This window comes from Nocardioides euryhalodurans (assembly GCF_004564375.1).
In the GTDB taxonomy this organism is placed as follows: domain Bacteria; phylum Actinomycetota; class Actinomycetes; order Propionibacteriales; family Nocardioidaceae; genus Nocardioides; species Nocardioides euryhalodurans.
The window spans coordinates 1,236,465-1,256,071 of the sequence record NZ_CP038267.1 but is presented as its reverse complement, the minus strand read 5'-3'; the positions used below and the strand labels follow the sequence as shown (position 1 = coordinate 1,256,071).

General features: G+C 67.3%; 16 protein-coding genes. 4 read left to right on the top strand and 12 right to left on the bottom strand.

Features of this window, described 5'->3' with window-relative positions; genetic code table 11:
- Positions 1–4: 4 nt before the first annotated feature.
- Entirely contained in the window at positions 5–1,342 is a 1,338-nt protein-coding gene (locus tag EXE57_RS05885) for a DUF262 domain-containing protein (RefSeq protein WP_135074969.1), read from the top strand.
- Complete coding sequence (locus EXE57_RS05880; protein ID WP_135074966.1) at positions 1,339–3,285, top strand: DUF262 domain-containing protein; 1,947 nt, start codon at positions 1,339–1,341, stop codon at positions 3,283–3,285. The genes EXE57_RS05885 and EXE57_RS05880 overlap by 4 nt, the downstream gene beginning before the upstream one ends.
- An 88-nt stretch (positions 3,286–3,373) precedes the next feature.
- On the opposite strand, the gene EXE57_RS05875 is transcribed toward EXE57_RS05880, so the two are convergent.
- The 12 genes from EXE57_RS05875 to EXE57_RS05820 all read right to left on the bottom strand — a co-directional run bounded on the left by EXE57_RS05875 (position 3,374) and on the right by EXE57_RS05820 (position 14,120).
- Positions 3,374–6,427, bottom strand: coding sequence for a LysM peptidoglycan-binding domain-containing protein (locus tag EXE57_RS05875; protein ID WP_135074963.1), 3,054 nt, complete (start codon positions 6,425–6,427; stop codon positions 3,374–3,376).
- Positions 6,424–6,843 carry a TadE/TadG family type IV pilus assembly protein gene (locus EXE57_RS05870; RefSeq protein ID WP_135074960.1) on the bottom strand — a complete coding sequence of 140 codons (420 nt, stop codon included), beginning with the start codon at positions 6,841–6,843 and terminating at the stop codon, positions 6,424–6,426. The genes EXE57_RS05875 and EXE57_RS05870 overlap by 4 nt, the downstream gene beginning before the upstream one ends.
- Positions 6,840–7,262 (bottom strand): TadE/TadG family type IV pilus assembly protein, encoded by a 423-nt coding sequence (locus tag EXE57_RS05865; RefSeq protein WP_135074957.1) that lies wholly within the window; start codon positions 7,260–7,262, stop codon positions 6,840–6,842. The genes EXE57_RS05870 and EXE57_RS05865 overlap by 4 nt, the downstream gene beginning before the upstream one ends.
- Positions 7,259–7,675 (bottom strand): TadE/TadG family type IV pilus assembly protein, encoded by a 417-nt coding sequence (locus EXE57_RS05860; RefSeq protein ID WP_135074954.1) that lies wholly within the window; start codon positions 7,673–7,675, stop codon positions 7,259–7,261. The genes EXE57_RS05865 and EXE57_RS05860 overlap by 4 nt, the downstream gene beginning before the upstream one ends.
- Positions 7,644–7,838 (bottom strand): hypothetical protein, encoded by a 195-nt coding sequence (locus EXE57_RS05855; protein ID WP_135074951.1) that lies wholly within the window; start codon positions 7,836–7,838, stop codon positions 7,644–7,646. Before EXE57_RS05855 ends, EXE57_RS05860 begins: the two co-directional genes overlap by 32 nt.
- Before the next feature lie 31 nt (positions 7,839–7,869).
- The gene (locus tag EXE57_RS05850; RefSeq protein ID WP_135074948.1) at positions 7,870–8,769 is read right to left on the bottom strand and encodes a type II secretion system F family protein; all 900 of its coding nucleotides are present in this window, start codon (positions 8,767–8,769) and stop codon (positions 7,870–7,872) included.
- Entirely contained in the window at positions 8,766–9,566 is an 801-nt protein-coding gene (locus EXE57_RS05845) for a type II secretion system F family protein (RefSeq protein WP_244247007.1), read from the bottom strand. The genes EXE57_RS05850 and EXE57_RS05845 overlap by 4 nt, the downstream gene beginning before the upstream one ends.
- 53 nt (positions 9,567–9,619) lie before the next feature.
- Complete coding sequence (locus EXE57_RS05840; RefSeq protein ID WP_135074942.1) at positions 9,620–11,095, bottom strand: TadA family conjugal transfer-associated ATPase; 1,476 nt, start codon at positions 11,093–11,095, stop codon at positions 9,620–9,622.
- Positions 11,092–11,853, bottom strand: coding sequence for a hypothetical protein (locus tag EXE57_RS05835; protein WP_135074939.1), 762 nt, complete (start codon positions 11,851–11,853; stop codon positions 11,092–11,094). Before EXE57_RS05835 ends, EXE57_RS05840 begins: the two co-directional genes overlap by 4 nt.
- The gene (locus EXE57_RS05830; protein ID WP_244247006.1) at positions 11,853–12,419 is read right to left on the bottom strand and encodes an SAF domain-containing protein; all 567 of its coding nucleotides are present in this window, start codon (positions 12,417–12,419) and stop codon (positions 11,853–11,855) included. The genes EXE57_RS05835 and EXE57_RS05830 overlap by 1 nt, the downstream gene beginning before the upstream one ends.
- 136 nt (positions 12,420–12,555) lie before the next feature.
- Positions 12,556–13,515 carry a hypothetical protein gene (locus EXE57_RS05825; RefSeq protein ID WP_135074933.1) on the bottom strand — a complete coding sequence of 320 codons (960 nt, stop codon included), beginning with the start codon at positions 13,513–13,515 and terminating at the stop codon, positions 12,556–12,558.
- Positions 13,500–14,120 (bottom strand): hypothetical protein, encoded by a 621-nt coding sequence (locus EXE57_RS05820; RefSeq protein ID WP_135074930.1) that lies wholly within the window; start codon positions 14,118–14,120, stop codon positions 13,500–13,502. The genes EXE57_RS05825 and EXE57_RS05820 overlap by 16 nt, the downstream gene beginning before the upstream one ends.
- Before the next feature lie 367 nt (positions 14,121–14,487).
- Here EXE57_RS05820 and mobF point away from each other — a divergent pair, with 367 nt between their 5' ends.
- Positions 14,488–18,009, top strand: coding sequence for a MobF family relaxase (mobF, locus tag EXE57_RS05815; RefSeq protein WP_244247005.1), 3,522 nt, complete (start codon positions 14,488–14,490; stop codon positions 18,007–18,009).
- 492 nt (positions 18,010–18,501) lie between these two features.
- A complete protein-coding gene (locus EXE57_RS05810; RefSeq protein ID WP_208542985.1) occupies positions 18,502–19,587 on the top strand; it encodes an adenine-specific methyltransferase EcoRI family protein in 1,086 nt (361 codons plus the stop codon).
- The last annotated feature ends 20 nt before the right edge of the window (positions 19,588–19,607 follow it).

The following is a 19,607-nucleotide window of genomic DNA, read 5'->3' as shown; positions in this document are numbered from 1 at the left end:
ATAGGTGGCGATTCGTGAACACGGCGTCAGCGCCGTCACCGTGGGCGACCTTCTCGACCCCATCAAGCACAACCTTCAGATTCCGCACTATCAGCGTCCATACAGCTGGGAGCCGGCCACAGCTCTTCAGCTTGTCGACGACATTCTTGACTCACGCGCCGATCCGGACCGTTCCGACATCCCGTACGTGCTGGGAGCCGTCATCTTGCACGAGGACGGCGACGGGGGGCGCCTCGACGTAGTGGACGGTCAGCAGCGCCTACTCACCCTCAGGATGATTCTCGGGATCCTAGACGGCCACGACCTCCTCAGCACCTCCGCGGTCGGCGCGAACGCGGTCTCCCGCGTTTGGACAGCCCTCGGCCGGCGGCTCGGACTCCTCGAACCACCTGACGCACACGACCTCGCGGCGTTCATCCGGGATCGGTGCGAGGTCGTGCGCGTTGTGACAGATGACGTCGACGAGGCGTTTCGCGTGTTCGACTCCCAGAACTATCGAGGCAAGGCCCTCGCTCCTCACGACCTGCTGAAGGCCCACCACCTCCGCGAAATGCGCGAAGAGACCCCGCACATGAAGGCTGCCGTGGTCCAGGCGTGGGAATCAGCGAAGGATGAGGACCTCGACAGGCTTTTCTCGACGTACCTATACCGAATTGCGCGTTGGTCCCGAGGTGATGGCGCGCCTGGCTTCACCACCCAGGACATCGGCATGTTCAAGGGGATCTCCGGGACGTCGTCCACCCTTACGCCCGCCCACCGATATCACCTCGCTGCGCAAGCTGCGCTGCCTCTGTTGAGCGCGTGGGGGGCGAGCGGTTTGAGTGACCGGGAACTCGGACGGTGCAAGTTCCAGCTCGATGCACCACTGGGATCCGGCAAGCCATTCTTTGACATGGTTGCGTTCATGCTCGAGGAGCTTAAGCACCTCGTCCGGCAGGGATTCCCGGCTGACTTGGCGCCCTACTGCCATTTCGATCTTTCAGCTCTGGCAGACGCCGACGTGCTCGACGAGCGCGCGGCCCGCAGTCGCTATCGGTACGTCAGCGAGCTCTACCTTGCTGCGCTTCTGTACTACACGAACAGGTTCGGCGAGGCCGACCTTGAGCAAGCAAGGCCGCAACTCTTCGCGTGGGCATACGCATTGCGGACCGAGATGTTGCGCGTCCAGTACCGGTCCGTCGACAACCGCGGGCGCGGTGAGGGTTCGAGCTCCGCCTTCGGGCTCCTGCGCCACGCGAACTCGGGCCGGGTCGTCAATCAGCTCCCGCCAGCGGGCAAGCCCTACAGCGACGGTCATGAAGCGGGCCTCGTAGAGGTTCTGAAGGAGTGGTCGGCGCGATGACCGAGCTCCTTGATCCGCAGTTGCGATCGGTGGCGCAGCTCTTCGACGAGGACGAAGCGATCTACACCGTTCCGATCTACCAGCGGAACTACGCCTGGGGAGCGCAGCAGATCGAACAGCTCATCGGAGACGTGCATGACGCGCTCGCCGATGGCGACGACGGCTACTTCCTTGGAAACCTCATAGTCACTAGGAGACCGGGCCGTGAGGCAGACTACGAGGTGATCGACGGACAGCAGCGCCTCACGACCCTCTATCTGCTGCTCACGATCCTCTCCCAGGACGGCGCGCATCCGTACGACGCACACCGTGATCGACTTCGCTATGAATCTCGGTCTCGGGCCAGCGAGGCACTCCGCCGTGTAGTGACTGAGGCGTCGCGTCACTCGGCTTCGATTCCCGATACAGCGACCAACGAGGACACGGGTATCCACGAGGGCTACAACGTGATCCGTCAGTTCCTCAATCAGCATCCAGAGCTGCGCGACGATGAGGATCGGGGCCAGTTTGCCGATTTCCTGCGTCACCGCGTTGCGGTGGTTCGTGCCGCGTTGCCGCCGAAGACGGATCTCAACAGGTACTTCGAGATCATGAACACCCGGGGACAGCAGCTGCACCAGGTGGACATCGTAAAGGCCCGACTCATGAGCCGACTGCCCAACGAGGCAGAGCGCGCATGCTTCGCCTGGATCTGGGACGCCTGTGCGGACATGGACTCCTACGTCCAGATGTCATTGACTCGCGGCGACCATGCACGGCGCCGTGAGCTGTTCGGTGACGGATGGTCCTGGCTGAAGGCGGCGAGTTTCGGCCGGCTTCTCGAAGTTCATCAAACAACAGCCGCTGTCTCAGGCATGATGGACACCGCGCCTGCTACCTCAATGTCGCTCGACGCTGCGCTGGCGCGCTATTCGGCGATCGGCGTGTCCGCCCCCGGCGAAGACGCCGAGAACGTTCGCTTCAGATCGACCATCGAGTTCCCGGCCTTTCTGCTTCACGTGCTGAAGGTCATGAGCCGAGACGAGGGTGAGCACGAAGGTCAACTCGATGACAAGCGCCTCATCAAGCGGTTCGATGAGGCGGCCGCCGCTGGGGACCCGAGCGACGAAGCCGAATGGGTCCGCGATTTCGGCCTCGCGCTCCTAAGGCTGCGCAATCTGTTCGACGGGTTCATCCTGAAGCGCCAGTACACCGCGAGCAATGGCGATGATGGCGACTGGTCGCTGCAGCGGCTCTTGCGTCGACGTTCAAAGGGACGCTCGATGACCGGATACATCAACACGCTCTCAAAGGTCGCGACCGAGATCGAAGAGGACGGGGATGTTGACCCGGCCACTCGAGAACTGATGCTCATCCAGTCAATGCTGCGAGTCACGTACACCTCGCCCCGGACGATGCACTGGATCACCAAAGTCCTCAGAGTGCTTGACCAGAATGATCCAGACCAGATCCAGGGGAGCCAGCTCGTCGACGTTCTCCGGGCCTACGCCCGAGACAAGGTTCGTGAGGCGTTCTTTGGGGAGGGTCACCCCGAGGGCTTCAACATCAGCCGCATTGTGTTCACGTATGTGGACTACCTGCTGCTGTCCGATCCTCAGAAGTCCGAGTTCCGGTTTAGCTTCCGAAACTCGATCGAGCACTTCTATCCGCAGCACCCAGATGAGCAGCAAGCCGGCGCGGCGGTCTCACCGGAGCACCTGAACCTTCTTGGCAATCTCGCGCTTGTCAGCGTCGGCGCGAACTCAAAGTTCAGCAACAGCCTTCCGCGAGCGAAGGCAGAGAACTACCGGACAACGATCGAGGCCCAGAGCACCAAGCTGCAGGTGATGGCAGAAACGACTCGCACGCATGGTTGGGGCGACCAACAGGTGCTGCAACACCACGACGCGATTGTCAAGCTGCTCATGTCCGATCTCGGACTGTCCACTGCCGCAGGGGAGTAGGGATCGGCAGTGCCCGCGGGACAGCCCATGGAGGCATCGCCGTCGAGGCGAAGGGGGGTGCGTTCCAGACGGGTGGTTCGAAGTACATCTAAGACCCTGATGCTCGGGCCTTCCGTCGGTGAACGCCGGGATGATCGTCCGACGTTGGCGGCGTGGATGAGCGCCTGTCCTCGACAACTTCCGCGCTTCGAGGCGGCAGCTGGATGGGCCCATAGCCGTCATCGCTCCGGTTCGAGACGCCACTTCGCATCCGGGCCTCAGCCTCGTTGAGGTTCCCCATGGCTCGATCGACGGCTATGCGGTCGAGATTCGCGATCTCGTCGTACGGCGACGCGGCGAGGGTGACGCTGGACGCGAAGTCGGCAAGACCGAGGTCGCCGACGGCCAACGCGTGGGTGGTGACGATGTGTCCGACATCGACGATCGCGGCGGTCATGATGTGGTCGAGTCGGTCGCCCTCAAGAAGCCATCCCCACCCGTCCTTGCGGAGGTCGGTGAACGGCTCGCCGCTGACGAGGTGCAGCGCGGCGATGAGGTCTGCCATCCCCTCGGCGCCGCGGCTCTGGCCGCGGGCACGAAGCCGCCTGAACAGGTCGAGATCACAGAGAACGCGGTCGAGGGCGTAGGTCGCCGGGACGCCGTCCTGATGGGTCTGCTGAGCGCGCGGGAGGAACGGCTTGCCAGCGCGGCTCTGCCCGAGCCACTTCCGGATGATGCTCAGATCGGACCGCGCCTTCTGAGGACGGATGGAGAGGTCCTCTGCGAGCTTCTCTGCGGTGACCCCGTTCGGGTGGAGCGCGAGGTAGGCAAGGAACTCGACGTAGTAGGGCCGGCGGTGGGCCGTGGCTTTCGCGTCGCCCAGCGTCCTGACCGTGACCGGACCCAGCAAGGTCACCTTCGGGGCCACAGGAACCGGGGAATCCCATCGGGCGAGATCCTCGTCCAGGTCCGGATCGGAGGCATGAATGGCCGCTGCGGCTTCCGGAGACGCGTTGGGGGCGAGAGTCTCGACGTCATCGACGGTCGTCGCTGCGCAGTCGGCATACACGTGGGTGTCGAGCGGCAGAAGTGACGAGGCGCCTGCCTGCTGGCCCTCTGGGCGCGGTTCCGTCAGTTCGTCGACGAGCGCACCCGCGCAATCCGTCACGGTCCGTTCGTCGGCGGCACGGGGGACCGGCACCACGTCGGCCTCCGTAGTGAGATCGATCAGCGCGGCACACGCCTCCGCCTCGGCGGCAGTCAGCCCCGCGGAAGTGAGATCCAGGTCAAGGGAAGGGATCCGCAGACGGCCGTCGGCGCTCAGGTGGACATCGACGTACGGCGGGGAGGGTTCCCCTCCGACCCTGACCAGAGCCAGGCCGGCGCGTCCCGGGAAGCCAACGAAGGCCCCGGCCAGGTGCGTCAAGTCCGGACCGCTGGCGCCGCCCACGATGACCGCGGCGTGGAACTCGTCCGGCTCTCCGGTCGGGCTGGCGGTCGCGAGGTCGTCGGCCAGAGCGCGAAGGAACGCGTCATCTCCGGGTTCGTGGACGCGGACGAAGTCGCGGTTGATCGAGGCCAGTTCTCCGCCGATTCCCAGCGCCTCGATGTGCACGGGAGAGGCCCAAGGGTTGACGACCAACTCCGCCATGAGATGGCGAGCCAGGGCGGCGCTACGGTCGGCGTCCCCTGACAAGGCCAGCGCACGAAGCTCCTCGAGGTTGAGCAGCACGAGCGCCCCGTCGTCTGCCTGACCGACGCTGACCAGCATCGGGTACGGCGGCAGTGCGTCCGGGGGCGGAGTCGGGACCGCCTCGACAGGGATGTGCCAAGCGGCGCTTTCTCCGGTCCATGGCTTAGGGAGTTCAGCCGGCTCTGCGAGTGTCAGCAGGATTCGGCTGGAGGAGAGCCGGACGGAGAGCAGGCGAGGTGCAGGGGCCAGTCCCCGGAGCGCCGCATCTAGCTCCTCGATCAGATGGGCGGTGACGGATCCCGACACCTGCACGGACTTCTCGACAGCCCGCAACTCGTCCGGCGGTGGGGCGATGATCCTTCCGGGTCGGCGATAGCGGAGCTGGGTTCGCCGGTGCTGTCGCAGCACCAGCCAGAGCGACCCGGCCAGGAGTGCTCCAGCGCCGGCCAGCCCCGGGAGCAGCCAGGTCGGGATGGTCTCGTCCTCGGCGGCGTCGGCGAAAGCATGCTCGGGTTCGGGGTCGGATGCTTCCGGAGCGGGCGGAGTAGCTCCGTCGGTAGGTGGAGTCGCGTCCTGCCGAGGCGGCTCCTGGACGTGCTTCGGCTCCTGAGGCTCGACCGGATCCGACTGTCCCGGGATCGTGAGCTTCCAGCCGGGCAGGATGAGATCCGGGTCGGAGAGGCGGGCACCGTTCGGTTGGACGGTGTCGCGCGATGCTCGGAAGATCGACGGGTACGCGTCGGCGTCGCCGAGTTGGTCCTCGGCGATCTCGGACAGGGTGTCACCGGGCTGGACGACGTACGAGCCGCCCGAAGGGTCGTCCGCGACGGGAACCTTGAGCACGGTTCCGGGCAGGAGAAAGTCGGGACGTCCGTCGAGGACGGCCTCGTTGAGGGCGACGAGTTCGACGTACCGCGTGCCGTCACCGAGTCGTTCTTCCGCGATCTTCCAGAGGCTATCCCCGCGCTTGACCGTGTAGCGCTCGGTCTCCGGCTGCACCGTCTGCAGGTGGTCTTCTGCTCTCGGCTCTGCTGGCGCATCCACGGCAACTGCTACGTGCGGCTCGTCCGGCAACGGTGCGGCGACCGCAGCATGCGCGCGAGGCTGGGGCAGCGCCGCGCTGACCGCCGGGACGGCGACAAACAGCAGCGCCGCGGCCGCGACTAAGCGGTCGGCGGCGAGCTGAGGAACCGCGAGACCGGGGAGGCGCGGCGTACGGATGCCGCGAGCCTGCGACACGATCGACGCGACGAGTTGGCACGTAAAGACGGCCCACGCGATCCAGCAAATGACGGTGATGACCTGGAGGGCGAGAGTGCCGTCGTCCTGGGCCGTCAGCCTCGACCACGTGAACGCGCTCGGGTCGGGGAGCGCGTCGATGGCGATGAGCACGACGGGCACGCCGACCACGAAGGCGACGAGCGTGAGGGTGGCCAGGAGGCCGCGCAGCCTGGAGTCGGTCTTGTTCATTGCTCGCTACCTCCGAGGGTGCGGACGAGTCGCGCGGTCGCAGTGCCGGTGACGTCGAGGCGGTTGATGCCGATGAGACCGAGGAACTGTGGGTCGTAGGAGTCCGTGACCGTCACGGTGATCGTGGTGCCGTCGTTGATGGCGACCGTTCCGGCGACGCCGGCCGCGTCGAGGTAGCGCTGGGCGGCGGCACGCGCGGCGGCGGGGGAGATCGCGAGGTCGTGGCCTTGGATGGCGGCGCTTCCTTCGACCTCCTCGCCACCGGCCCGTGCGGCCTGCGCGGCGACGTCGTGGGCTCGCTCGTGGGCGTGGACCTGGCCTCCGAGGTCGACCGCCAGCCCGACGAGGAAGATCATCACGAAGCTGGACAGCGCCAGCCACACGGTGATGGAGCCGCGCTCGTCCCGGCGACTCATTGTTCCCGCCAGGTGTCGATCGGACTGGACATCGTCGCCCGCATGACCCGGGATCCGGGGACGCCGGGAACAGCGAGATCCGACAGGTCGAGTCGGCACGAGACGGTCACGTTCACCGAGCCAGGAACGCCAGGCTGCTTGTCGAAGTCGCTCGTGTCGACGGCGACGTCGATGGCCGAGCACCCGATCTCCTGGTTGGTGATACTCGAGGTGGCCGCCGCGCGTGCATCGGCTCGGGCGACGTCCGCGTTGCGGGCGAGTGAGGCTGACCGGGCGGCATCGGCGGCGGCGGCCTGAAGCGCCTGATGGGTGGTCGCCGTACGGCCTCCGAAGATGACCAGGCCGACGAAGAGTGCGAAGGTGGGCACGCCGATCGCCGCTTCGAGAGCTGCTGAACCGCGTTCGTCCCGGCGGATCACGGCGCCGTCACCTGCTCGACTGGCACGCTGGCGCTCTGAGTGATGCGGACCTTCCACCCAGGAATGACGCTCAGAGAGAAGCCGCTGACCGTCACGGTGGCAGTCGTGGCGGTCCGGTTCGCACCCGTCGAGGTCGCGGTGATGACGTCATCGCCACCGGCCTCCGCGAGGAAGTCGTTGGCGGCGCCGACCCCGTCGGACTCCAGGCCGTGCTCGGCGCCAGCGGCCCTGGCGCCCTGCTGCGCGGCCGCGATCGCGACAGTCTTCGCGTGGTAGTAGAGCGCTGCCTGCATCCCGAGGAACATGACCGCGAACAGTGCGGGCAGCAGGACAACCAGCTCGATCGAGACCGAGCCCCGTTCGCCGCGTCGCCGGCGGCGGCTACTTGATCTTGCCCGCTTCTGAGGTGACATAGTTCGTGACCGCGAGGACCACGATGCCGACGATGCCGATGACTGCGACGGCCCAGAGGACGTGCTCCATCGTCACCGACCCGCGTTCACTGCGGCGGGATGCTCGCAGGTCGTCGTACGTGCCGAGTGCTGCGATCTGCAGCAGGACCAGAACCTTCAACATGGGTTTCCTCCTGTGGATGTGTCCTTCCGTGTCACGAGTTCGTGAACATGCGAAGCAATGAGGGCGCGACGAGAAGCGCCATGAAGATCACGCCCAGCAGTGAGCCGGGCATCGACATGCGCTCGCCGACGGCGTTGGCCTGGGCGAGTTCGACGTTGAGCATGGCCGTGCGCATGGCGGCGGAGCGGGCGCGGAGGGTGGCGTACACGCCGGCTCCTTCCTCGCCCGAGAGGCGCATGATGTCGGCGAAGTCGTCGAGCTCGGGCAGTCCGAGTTCCTCTGCCAAGGTGTGCAGCGCGTCCCAGGGCGGCAGTCCCGACCACCGCGAGCGGGTGAGCTCCTCGGACAGCCGCGTGAACACCCACGAGTCGCCGACTTCAGCCGCAGCCTCCATCGCCTGCCGGTGGCCGATGCCGTTGTTCCGCTCCAATGCCACAAGGTCGATGTAGGCGCCGAGCGCTCGGGCGAACTCGGTCCGTGCCTTCTTGGCGTCGTCGAGGGCGTTGTAGTTCGGGATGAAGAACATGACGGCGGCCAGCGCGAGCGACGCGACGGCCGGGAGCTGGAACGGGATGCTCAGCCCGAAGGCGTTGAAGAGCGTGACGAGCACCGGCGGGATGACGAGGCCGAGACCGGCGAACATGAGCTTCTCCCCGTAGAACTGCGCGACCGGGATCCGCAGCAGCGCGAGTTCGCGAGCCGGCGTACGAACCCAGAGACCAGGCGGCAAGACGCGCAGGCCCCACAGGCCGAGCCGCTCCTTGCTCGACCGCGCGGCGTCGGTGGCGGTCGAGCGCGGACGCGACGAGGAGACTCTCTCGAGCGCGTCGGCGAGGTCGGGCTCCGCGGGCAGAAGGCGGGCAACGAGAAGCACGAGGCCGAGGCCGACGAGACCTCCGGCAAGAATCGCCAACTGCAGCCCGGTGATCATCGCGACGCCTCCGCGACCGCGCGGGTCGCCAGGAACCGGGGGAGCGGCTTGCCTGCGGCCATGCGTCGCATCCAGATCAGGGTGGCGACGTACGCCGACAGGAGGAGCACGAGAAGCACCTGGCCCACAGGGGTGCGGTACGGGTCGACGTACGTCCCCGACAGCGCGAGTACGACGAGCACGCTGGCGCTGATCAACGTGACCCACCGCGCGGTGGCTCGCGGCTTTGCCCGGTCTGCCTCGACCTGGCGGCGCGCTCTTACGTCGGCGCCGACCGACTCGGCGAGTCCTTCGAGGACACTCGCCAGCCCGGCTCCGCGTCGACGGGCGCCCAGGATCAGGTTGGCCGCGATCAGGTCGCCGGTCGCGTCGTCGAGTTCGTCGGCGAACGCGCGCAGCGCCTTCTCGGTGTCCCACCGTGCCCGCAGCCGGGTCACCAGTCGGTGGACCTCATCGGCGATGGGCGCGGGCGTCGACCGCAGAGTGGCGACCAGTGCTTGCTCCAGCCCGATGCCGACGGTGAGGACTCCGGAGAGCGATCGCGTCCATTCCTCCATCGCCTCGAGGCGGGCGATCTGTGTGGCCGCCGGCGGCGCACTGAGCAGGATGGGCAGCCCGATGACAGCGACCGGCGCGATGACCAGCGCCAGGATCCAGCCCGTGATGAGCCATCCGACGAGGCCGAGCGCGCCACCGGCAAGAAGCAGGACTCGGGTTCGCCGATTGAGGGCGCGGCGCCGACTGGCTGCCGTGGGCTCCCGCGGCGGAATCGCGGTTGGGCGCAGGCCGACGACCACCCCGAGGAGCCCCAAGGCGACGAGTCCACCCGCGAGTGCCGGAAGGGCCGCGGTCATGTCCGGACTCCGAGCTGTTGACTACCGAGGTACGCCGCCAGGTCGAATCCGTGCTGGGCGAGTCGGCGGTACTCGTCGGGCAGGACATCGGGGACTGCGGCGCCGGTGGCATGGGCGCGGAACACGTGCGTCGTCGCGTAGCCGGGCTCCTTCTCGCCTGGGGCCAGCGCGATGACCTCCGCGACCCGCCTCGTCCGCTGAGCCCCGCCCGGCACGACCTTGGTCTCCAGGCTCAACTGGACGATCAGGTCGACGGTCGCCGCGAGCTTGCTGGTCGCGAGACCCTGCGTGACGTGCGGACCCGCCTCCATCGCGCAGGTCACGAGCTTGCGTACGGCGGCCACGGCGTCGGCCGCGTGAGTGGTGGAGATGGACCCGGTGCCGGACTCCATCGCCTTGATCATCGCCCAGATCTCCTTGCCACGGACTTCGCCGACGATCTGCCGCGAGAGGTTGAAGCGGAAGGAGTCGACGAGTGCCTCGTCGAGCGTGAACTCACCCGACTGGCGCCCGTCAGGACCACGTTCACCCGATCCGGGCCGGGCCTCCCAGGGGATGACCACCTTGTGCCGGCCGAGCTCGTGGAGGTGCAGCTCGTACTCGGTCTCGAAGGTGCCGATCGCCTCGAGCTCGTCGATCTCGGCGCAGAGAGCTCGAACCAGCGTGGTCTTCCCAGCCCCCTGGGCGCCGGCTACCACGATCGAGCACCGAGCCCGCACGGCAGCTCTCAGGAACGAGGCGACGACGGGCGTCATCATGTCGCGCTTGACGAGGTCGTCCAGCGTCACCCGCATCAGCCGGTGCCGACGGATCACGACGGACGGTCGCGTGGTCACCCACGCCACGGCCGCGAGCCGTGAGCCGCCGTCGAGCCTCATGTGGAGGCTCGGTTGCGCCTCGGAGAACGCCCGCGCGTTTACCTCGCTGCGCGAAGCAAGGAAGACCAGGAAGTCGATTAGCTCCTGATCGGAGTCGGCCACCGAGGGGCCGGGAACGAGCGTTCCGTCGATCAGCTCGAGCTGCACGTTGTCGTGACCGACGATGACGATGTTCTCGATCCGGTCGTCATCCACCAACGGCTGGAGGCGGCCGAGGCGGAACAGGGAGTCGAACACGGCCTGCGCGGTCGCCTGCTGCTTCGAGGGACTCCACGAACCGAGGCCGGCGTCGACACCCTCTGCCATCGCAGACTCGATGAGGTCCAGCACGATCGATCGGCCCAACTCCTGTTGCGCCTCCTTGTCGAGTCGGGCGCGACCTGACTGCACGGCCTGGCTCAGCTGCTCGGACGCCTGGGCCCGCAGGGTCGAGACGAGCGACCAGTCGACGTCGGAGGTGGCCGGGGGCGGCGTCGCAACGGTCGCGTCGAGACCGCTCGACACCTCGTGGGGGATGCCGTTGGTCGTCTGGCTGAAGAGTGGCAGGCGCGTCAGGTCGCCGTACTCGTTCGCGAATCGGTAGGTCTCGGTCATGCCCGTGCCTCCTCGAGCGCGAACCGACCACGTGCGATGTGCGCCTGGACGGACTGCACCGCGGCCTGGAGCGCGCGGACGTAGGGACCGGTCTCGAAGTGCTTCGGAGGCGCCGCTCCACGGTGATGAACGGCCGCGGCGGCCGGATCGTCCGGCAGGTCGGCGACGACGGGCATGCCGAGAACCTTGGCGACCTCGGAGGCCCGGTAGGGCTGGCCCTCGCCGACGAGAAGCAAGCCGGGGTGACGCCATCCGCTGGCGGGATGACGGACGGTCTCCGCCCACGAACGAGCTGCCGAGATCGCCGGCAGGGTGGCTCTGGTGATCAGGAGCGCCGCGTCGGCGGCGTCCAGCAGCGGGGTCGGCGAGCCGATGAGGCCGAGCCGGCCGGCGTCGACGATGACGTCCAGGCCGTTGTCATTCAGATCGCGGAGTGCGGCCGCCAACGGCTCCCAGATGTCACGCAGCGCCGTGGCCTGAGCATGCGACCGGATGCCGGCGACGAGCGAGACGTTCGGGCTCAACGGACGTACGACGTCCCGCAGCGCGTCCGTCGTGCCGAGGGGTGAGAGGGCGAGCTCGATCAACCCGGCGTAGTACGGCGTCGTGCCGCGGAGGAACCCGGCGAGCACGCTGGATCCGCCGGTCGGGTCGGCTTCGACGAGGAGCACGGGCCGTGGCCAACTGAACGCCATGCCCACTGCGGTTGTGGTGACGCCGGGCGAACCGGAGGCCGATGTCAGGCACACGATCGCCATCACTGGGCTCCCGAGTCGAGGATCAGCGCGACGTTGCCGGTCGCAGCGCGGGCCGCGAGGACGCTCGCGTCGGCGTACGGCACCAAGACGTTGACGACGGTGTTGCCGGTGGTCTCGTCTATCGCTGTGTCGACGACCTCGGCAGCGGTGAACTGAGGCGCGCCGGACGGGGCATCGCCATTGGCGGCCGGGGTGACGATGATGCGGACCTTGTCGCCGCCGTGCATCGGGAGCGCTGGGACCTGGGCCGGGGTCAGCGAGATGCCGACGATCGACTTGCCCTCCGGCGGCATCGGTGCGCCGGTCGTCGACTCGGTCGTGATCAGCCCGCCGGCAGAGATATCGAGCGCGGCGCGCTGGCCGACGATCTCGTCGTACGCCGAAGCAGGGAGTGGCTCCAGAGCCGGGTCGTCGCTGATCCGGATGCGCCGGATGTCGTCGGCGGCGATGACCTCGCCTCGATGGATCGTCTTCGTCGCAGCGAGGACCTCCTCGGTGCTGGTCGTCGCGTTCCATGCCCATGCCCCGAGAAGGCAGCCAAGGGCGGTGACGACGACGGCGGCCACGACGAGACCGGGGCGCCTGCGAAGCTTCGGCGGGGGAGTGACCGGCGGGCCGGCGTCGGGCGCAGTGCGGTGTGGGCCGGGCTTCCGGTCCTCTCGGGCAGTCGTGGTCACTTCGTCCCTCCCCGCGCAGCGCTCGTCAGTTCACGAGCACCTGCGCTTCGCCGATCCGGATCTGGGTCGAGCGGTTGAGGCCGTCGAGGCGGATCGTCCCGGTCTGGCCCGCGCCCGACCAGGTGATGACCCAACTCGAGGTTGCGGTGACGGTGTACGCATCGTCCGTCTGCCCCGCGCTCGACTTCTTGTAGGTGTGGCCGCAGTCGGGGGAGTCCTTCCGCCCGAATTCCGGCTTGTACGGCGAGCCCGCCGTATCGCAGACGACCTCGGTTCCGTCGCCCATGTCCCAGGTGATGTGGAGGACCTTCGCGGTGGCCGTGACTGTGATGCCGCCGGCGGAGGCGCTCTCAGTGATGGGGCCGACGGTGTGGGCGTTCGGGTACTTGGCCCACATCCAGACGGGCATCCCGACAAGGCCGACGCTGTTCGGACCCGGCTCAGGCGCGATGCCGATGTTGATGGCGGACAGATGCATCTCCTCGATCGCGATCTGCGCCACCTCGCGCGGAGTTGGTCCGGTGCCGGAGTTCGGCGGCGGGTCCTGCGACCAGATCGTGATGAGCAGACCCGTCTGCGGCTGGTCGCAGTAGTACACAGCGCCGTCGCCAGGCTCATGACCCTGCCAGCTCGGGTCGCCCGCAGGCGGCGGAGGCTCGACCGGGCTGATGTAGCAGTGGTACGTGTTCGACCAGTAGGCGCCCTCCTTCGTGCAGGGAACCGGCCCAGGCGGTGGCTTCGTGACGCCCTGGCTCGTGCCGTCCCAGTAGCAGGCGGCCCCGCTGCCGGTGTCCTGCGGGCCGTCGTCGCCCGGCTCACCTGGCGTACCCGGCGTGCCCGGCACCTCGATCCAGATGAGGCACTCGCCCGTGGCCGGGTCGGTCTGCGAGCACACCGTGTCCGCGTATGACGGAGCGTGGACGAGGACGGAGAGGCCGGCGGCGGTCAGCGCACTCAGAAGGAGGCGAGTCAGGATGCTGCACATGGCGTCTGCTTGAGGTCCTGGCCCGTCGCCACGCGCCAGCCGCCGATCGGGTCGGCGGCGTACTTGTAGTTCGCGACGGTGTAACGCGTCCACCCGGTGTCCGGGCGGTCGGGGGAGACGATCGACTTGCCATTCTTGTCGAGGACGTCGACCTTGCTGACGTCCCAGCAGACGTCGATGACGACGGTCGGCACCTTGCCGGCCTTCGGGTCGGAGTTGTCGAGATTGACCGACTGGACCTGCAGCTCGTTGATGGCTGTCGTGCCGGTCTGCCGCTGGCCCTCGTCGCGCGACCGGTCGATGAGGGTCGTGACGGCGTTGAGCTGCGCGCTGGTCGCGACGGACTTCAGCTTCTTGAGGTCGGGCGCAGGATCGCTGCGGAGCTGGTCGACCACCGTGAAGTAGCTCCGGACCGCGTCGGTTGCACCGGCGCTCGCCTCGTCCGACGGAGAGCTCGGCGAGGCGCTCGTCGCCGCTGAGCTCGACGGTGTTGACGACGGCTCGGCGGTCGCCGGGGGGTCGGTGTCGCCGCCGCCACAGGCGGAGACCGCGGCCAACATCAGTGTGCCGGTCGCCCAGGAGATCAGCCTGAGTCGATTCATCATGCGGTTCCTGTTCCTCCTACATGTGACTGAGGAGGCGGACGCCGCTGCGGACGGATCCCGAGCGCCGTCTGCGCCTCATCGTAAAGCCCGAATGTGGATCTGGCACCCCCGGTCGCTCTCGCCTTTCCGGGCCACCCCTCAGGTGCTCTCCGTCCTCCAACTGTCCCGACCTCACCCCGCCCTACTCTTGAGGCTCCCTTCTCCTCCTGGTCCCCGCCACGCCTTCTGTCTCGCCACCCGCTCTTCCCTGCCCTTCGTCCTGCCCGCCAGTTTCTCCAACTCAGCCCTTCTCGCCTTCACACGGTTTGCAGATCGAGGGGTCTGTGGAGGGAGAAGCGCACCTGAGGGCTGTGGAACGGAAACGGCCGTGACGGTGTCGCTGCGGCGGATGTCCGCGGGCAGCGGCTACCAGTACCTGCTGCGCAGCGTCGCCGCCGGTGACGGCAGCAGAGCCCTGTCGACGCCGCTCACCCGGTACTACTCCGAGGTCGGTACGCCGCCTGGCCGCTGGCTCGGCTCCGGAGTCCGTGCGCTGGGGAGCGGTCAGCTGGCCGCAGGGATGCAGGTGACCGAGGAGCAGCTCGCGCTGCTGATCGGCATGGGGCGGGACCCGATGACGGGGGAGCAGCTCGGACGCGCGTATCCGACGTACAAGCGCCTGGCGGACCGCATTTACGAGCGGGTGGCGGCTCTTGATCCGGAGATGACGCAGGAGGACTGCGCGGCCGAAACGAGCCGGATCGAAGCCGAGGAAACCGCTGCCGGCATGCGCCATGCAGTCGCTGGTTTCGATCTCACCTTCAGCGTCCCCAAGTCGGTGTCGGTGCTGTGGGCAGTCGCCGACGCGGCCACCCAGGAGCGGATTGCGGAGGCGCATCACGCGGCTGTCGCCGACGTCATCGACTTCTTCGAGCGGGAAGTGGCGGCGACCAGGGCGGGGATCTCCGACAGCGACGGCGCCGTGGCCCAGGTCAGCGTGGCAGGGGTCGCCGCCGTCGCCTACGACCATTTCGACTCCCGGGCCGGAGATCCACAGCTCCACACCCACGTGGTGGTGTCCAACAAGGTGCTGACGGTGATGGACGGACGGTGGCGCAGCCTCGACGGCCGCCCGGTGTTCTCCTCCGTCACGGGACTGTCGGCGCACTACAACGCCCTGCTGGCCGACCGGCTCCGCCGCGACATCGGGATCGATTGGGAGCTCCGCCAACGCGGCACCGACCGCAACCCGCAATGGGAAATCGTCGGCATCAGCGATGAGCTCATCGCAGAGTTCTCGAGCCGGACCCGCGAGATCGAACTCAAGAAGGACGAGCTCATCGCTGAGTACGTCGCACGGCACGGTCGGATGCCGTCGCCCAAGGCCGTCGTGGAGCTGCGCGCCCAGGCAACCTTGGCGACTCGGCCACCTAAGGAGCTCCGGTCGCTCGTTGACCTGACAGCCGAGTGGCGACGCCGCGCATCTCAGCGACTCGGCGCGGACGCAACCGCGTGGGCAGCAACACTTCTTGGTGCCGGTGGCGCTCCCCTCACCGTCGACGACGTTCCTCTGGCCGTGATCGAGGCGATCGCCGCCGATGTCGTGGCCGCTGTCGAGGTGAAGAGGGCGGTGTGGACTCACTGGAACCTCATGGCCGAGGCGTCGAAGCAGACGATGGACCTCCGGTTCGCAACCACCTCGGATCGCGAGGCGGTCATCGCCATGGTGGTCGAAGCGGCTCAGCGGCAGTCGGTGTCGCTCACGCCGCCGGAGTTGGCAAGCACTCCGGTTCCGTTCCAGCGCGAGGACGGCACGAGCCTCTTTCGGCCGAGGCACTCAGTCAAATACTCATCGACCGCGATCATCGAGGCCGAAGCACGCCTCCTGGAGCGCTCGGAAGCCACGACTGCACCGACCGTGCCCCCCAGAGCGCTGCGACGGGTTCTGTCGCATTCGAGGGCCCGACTCAGTTTTCAGCAGCGCGCTGCCCTCGAGAGCATCACCGCGTCAGGTCGTCAGGTGGACCTGCTCGTCGGTCCCGCGGGTGCGGGCAAGACCACAACGATGCGGGCTCTTCGATCCGCCTGGATGGTGGAGCACGGACAGGGCAGCGTCATTGGTCTGGCGCCCTCCGCGACAGCCGCGCAGGCACTGGCCGACGACCTGGGGGTCGCCTGTGACAACACGGCCAAGTGGCTGCATGAGTACGACCAAGGACGCACGGAGCTGCGCGCTGGACAGCTGGTGATCGTCGACGAGGCCACGCTCGCGGGAACGACCACGCTCGACCGCATCAGTGACATCGGAGAGGCCGCCGGAGCCAAGGTCCTGCTCGTCGGTGACCCCTACCAGCTTCAGTCCGTCGAAGCCGGAGGCGTCTTCGCCCTCCTGGTCGCCCGTCGTACCGACGCCCCGGAGCTGACCGATGTCCATCGCTTCGTGAACGAGTGGGAGAGGCACGCCTCCCTCGCCCTTCGCCGCGGTGAGGTCGAGGTCATCTCGACGTACGTCCGCCAGAAGCGAATCCGCGAAGGACAGACCGACGAGATGCTCGACCATGCCTACGAGGCGTGGCGTGCGGACTGCAGCGCCGGCAAAGCCAGCGTCCTCGTGACCGAGTCATCCCACGCCGTTCGGGTTCTGAACGAGCGGGCTCGCGCCGAACGGCTGCTGCTCGAAGGCCCCATCGGTGGTCGTGAGATCCCACTGGCCGCCGGTAACAGCGCCTCCGTTGGGGATGTGGTTATCACCCGGCGCAACGCGCGCACCCTCCGGACATCTCGGGGCGGCTGGGTCAAGAACGGTGACCGCTGGCGCATTGTCGATATCCGGAGGGACGGCTCCGTGCTCGTCGACCGGCTCAATCCGCGCCGTCGCGCCAAGACTGTGCTGCCCGCCGAGTACGTCCGGGAGTACGTAGATCTCGGCTATGCCATCACCGCCCATCGGGCCCAGGGCATCACTGTCGACACCTCCCACGTCGTCGTCACAGCGTCCACAACCCGGGAGAATCTCTACGTGTCCATGAGCCGCGGCCGGGAGTCGAACATCGCCTACGTCGCGCTCGACCAGCCGGACGACAGCCACTCGTCTCCCGAGCCCGAAGGCGTCACGGCCCGCACCGTGCTCTTCGGCGTGCTCCGGCACAGCGGCGCAAGCGTGTCCGCGCACCAGACGATCGAGGCCGAGTACGCAATCCACGGCGGCATCGACCGCCTGGCCGCCGAGTTGGAGACGATCGCGGCCGATGCGCAGCGCGACAGGTTCGTCGAACTCCTGCGCCGCTCCGGTCTGACAGCCGAGCAGCACGCAGCGTTGGTCGCCTCAACAGCTTTCGGGCCGCTGACCGTTGCCCTACGCCGAGCTGAGGCATACCACCACGACCTCGCCCGGCTGGTGCCGCGAGTGATCGCCCAGCACGGGCTGGTCGACGCCGAAGACGTCGCCGCCGTCCTCCGCTACCGGATCGAGAAGGTGGCCTCGGCCGCCCCGCACGGCTGCCGCCTCCGCCCGCGTCTCATTGCCGGCCTCATCCCCGAGCCGCTCGGCGAGATGAGCGACGATGACCGCCAGGCTCTCGACGAGCGCAATCAGTTGATCGAGAGTCGGGCCCGTGCGCTCGCTGAGGATGCGGTTGCCATGGCGGAATCGTGGACCCGGCGCCTCGGACCGATACCTAACGGTTCGGTTGAGCGCGGTCTCTGGCTCGAAGCAGCGGGCACGGTCGCCGCCTACCGTGACCGCTACGGCGTGAGCTCGGAGTTACCGGCCGGTGGGGGAGCCAGGAGCGACGCGCAGAAGGCCGATCGCGTCCGTGCGATTCAGGCCGCCCGCCAAGCATCGGCCACGGCCGAGTCGGTGGGCGCGAGGGTGCCAACGACAGCGGCGACATCCGTTCCCACTCTTTAGACCCCCAGCAGGCGAGCTCCTCCACAGGTCCAATGTCGGCGGGTGGGTGATCGGGGCGGGCACGCGTACCGAGGAACCACCGACCTCGAAGGACCTCCTCGTGATATCTCTACTCGGCCTACCTGTCATCGGCGCCGTCGCGCTTGTCTGGCGCTATCTCCAGATCTACGCGCCCTCCAATGTGCTGATCAGGTTGGTGCTCTCGAGGCCGCCCCATTGGCGCACCGCCATCGGATTGGTCGCTCTTGCCGCTGCCTTGGCACTGGCCCTGCACGCCCTCGGTGCCGCGATTGCGGCCGGAGCTCCAGGTTGGCTCAACCTCGTCGTCCTGGTGCTCGCCTGGGACGCCGTCAGGGGCTCCCTGCTCGGAGTGCACACCGGACTCCGAGTCGTCGGAGTCGTTAGCAAGCGGATCACGTCACCAAGGAGACGAAGGTGTCGGGTTGTGGACCCGCGGGTCTCACCAGGACTGTCGGATCGCTCGACTAAGTTATGCGCAGCGGTCTGGAGCGTAAGGCGCCGGGAGACGGACGGAGGAAAGAGATGACAATCACAACCCGGAACCAGGACTTCCGGGAGGCCCGGCGCGCTAAGAAGGACGAGTTCTACACCTCGCTCAGCGACATCGAGCTCGAACTCGAGCATTACACCGGCCATTTCAAGGACAAGGTCGTCTACTGCAACTGTGACGACCCGCGAGCCAGCAATTTCTTCAACTACTTCGCGACCAACTTCGAGAAACTCGGCCTGAAGAAACTCATCACCACCTGTTACCGAAGCCGCGACGCCGACCGGTTCGGCCGAGGCGACTCCGACCAGGCCGTCATGCTCGAGTACACCGGCGACAAGAACGGCAACCTGGTCCCGGACATCGAGGAGATCGGCATCGTCCCGATGACCGGCGACGGTGACTTCCGCAGTGCCGAGAGTGTCGAGCTGCTCAAGCAAGCCGACATCGTCGTCACCAACCCCCCGTTCTCGCTGTTCCGACCGTACGTCGCCCAGCTGATCGAGCACCAGAAGCAGTTCCTGATCATCGGCAACATGAACGCGCTCACGTACACCGAGATCTTCCCGCTCTTCCAGAACGACCAGATGTGGTACGGCCCCAGCATCCGCAGCGGCGATCGCGAGTTCCGGGTGCCCGACGACTACCCGATCACCGCCGCAGGGTCGCGGGTCGACGAGGACGGCACGAAGTACGTCCGGGTGAAGGGGGTTCGCTGGTTCACCAACTTGGACTACCCCGGCCGCCACGAGGATCTCGAACTCGAGATGACGTACAGGCCGGAGGCCTACCCGACCTACGCGAATTTCAACGCGATCGAGGTCAGCAAGACCATGAATATCCCGGTCGATTACGACGGACCAATGGGCGTGCCGATCACCTTCCTGGACAAGTACAACTCCGGCCAGTTCGACATTCTCGGCTCGAGCAAGACGCTCGGCCGCCCGATGTCCGAGGTTGCGAAGAAGGGCACCTACGTACCCGGCGGGCCGCGCTTCTATCTCCCGAACGGCGACGGCACCTACCGCCGGATGTACGACCGCATCGTCATTAGGAACAAGCAACCGTGAGCGCACGGCGGGGAGGTGGC

What these genes read in the sequence shown, in the direction of transcription:
- EXE57_RS05880 (WP_135074966.1), top strand. Translation starts at nt 1,339, where the DNA reads ATGACCGAGCTCCTTGATCCGCAGTTGCGATCGGTGGCGCAGCTCTTC.
- EXE57_RS05875 (WP_135074963.1), bottom strand. Translation starts at nt 6,427, where the DNA reads ATGAACAAGACCGACTCCAGGCTGCGCGGCCTCCTGGCCACCCTCACG.
- EXE57_RS05870 (WP_135074960.1), bottom strand. Translation starts at nt 6,843, where the DNA reads ATGAGTCGCCGGGACGAGCGCGGCTCCATCACCGTGTGGCTGGCGCTG.
- EXE57_RS05860 (WP_135074954.1), bottom strand. Translation starts at nt 7,675, where the DNA reads ATGTCACCTCAGAAGCGGGCAAGATCAAGTAGCCGCCGCCGGCGACGC.
- EXE57_RS05855 (WP_135074951.1), bottom strand. Translation starts at nt 7,838, where the DNA reads ATGTTGAAGGTTCTGGTCCTGCTGCAGATCGCAGCACTCGGCACGTAC.
- EXE57_RS05850 (WP_135074948.1), bottom strand. Translation starts at nt 8,769, where the DNA reads ATGATCACCGGGCTGCAGTTGGCGATTCTTGCCGGAGGTCTCGTCGGC.
- EXE57_RS05840 (WP_135074942.1), bottom strand. Translation starts at nt 11,095, where the DNA reads ATGACCGAGACCTACCGATTCGCGAACGAGTACGGCGACCTGACGCGC.
- EXE57_RS05835 (WP_135074939.1), bottom strand. Translation starts at nt 11,853, where the DNA reads ATGGCGATCGTGTGCCTGACATCGGCCTCCGGTTCGCCCGGCGTCACC.
- EXE57_RS05825 (WP_135074933.1), bottom strand. Translation starts at nt 13,515, where the DNA reads ATGTGCAGCATCCTGACTCGCCTCCTTCTGAGTGCGCTGACCGCCGCC.
- EXE57_RS05820 (WP_135074930.1), bottom strand. Translation starts at nt 14,120, where the DNA reads ATGATGAATCGACTCAGGCTGATCTCCTGGGCGACCGGCACACTGATG.
- EXE57_RS05810 (WP_208542985.1), top strand. Translation starts at nt 18,502, where the DNA reads ATGCGCAGCGGTCTGGAGCGTAAGGCGCCGGGAGACGGACGGAGGAAA.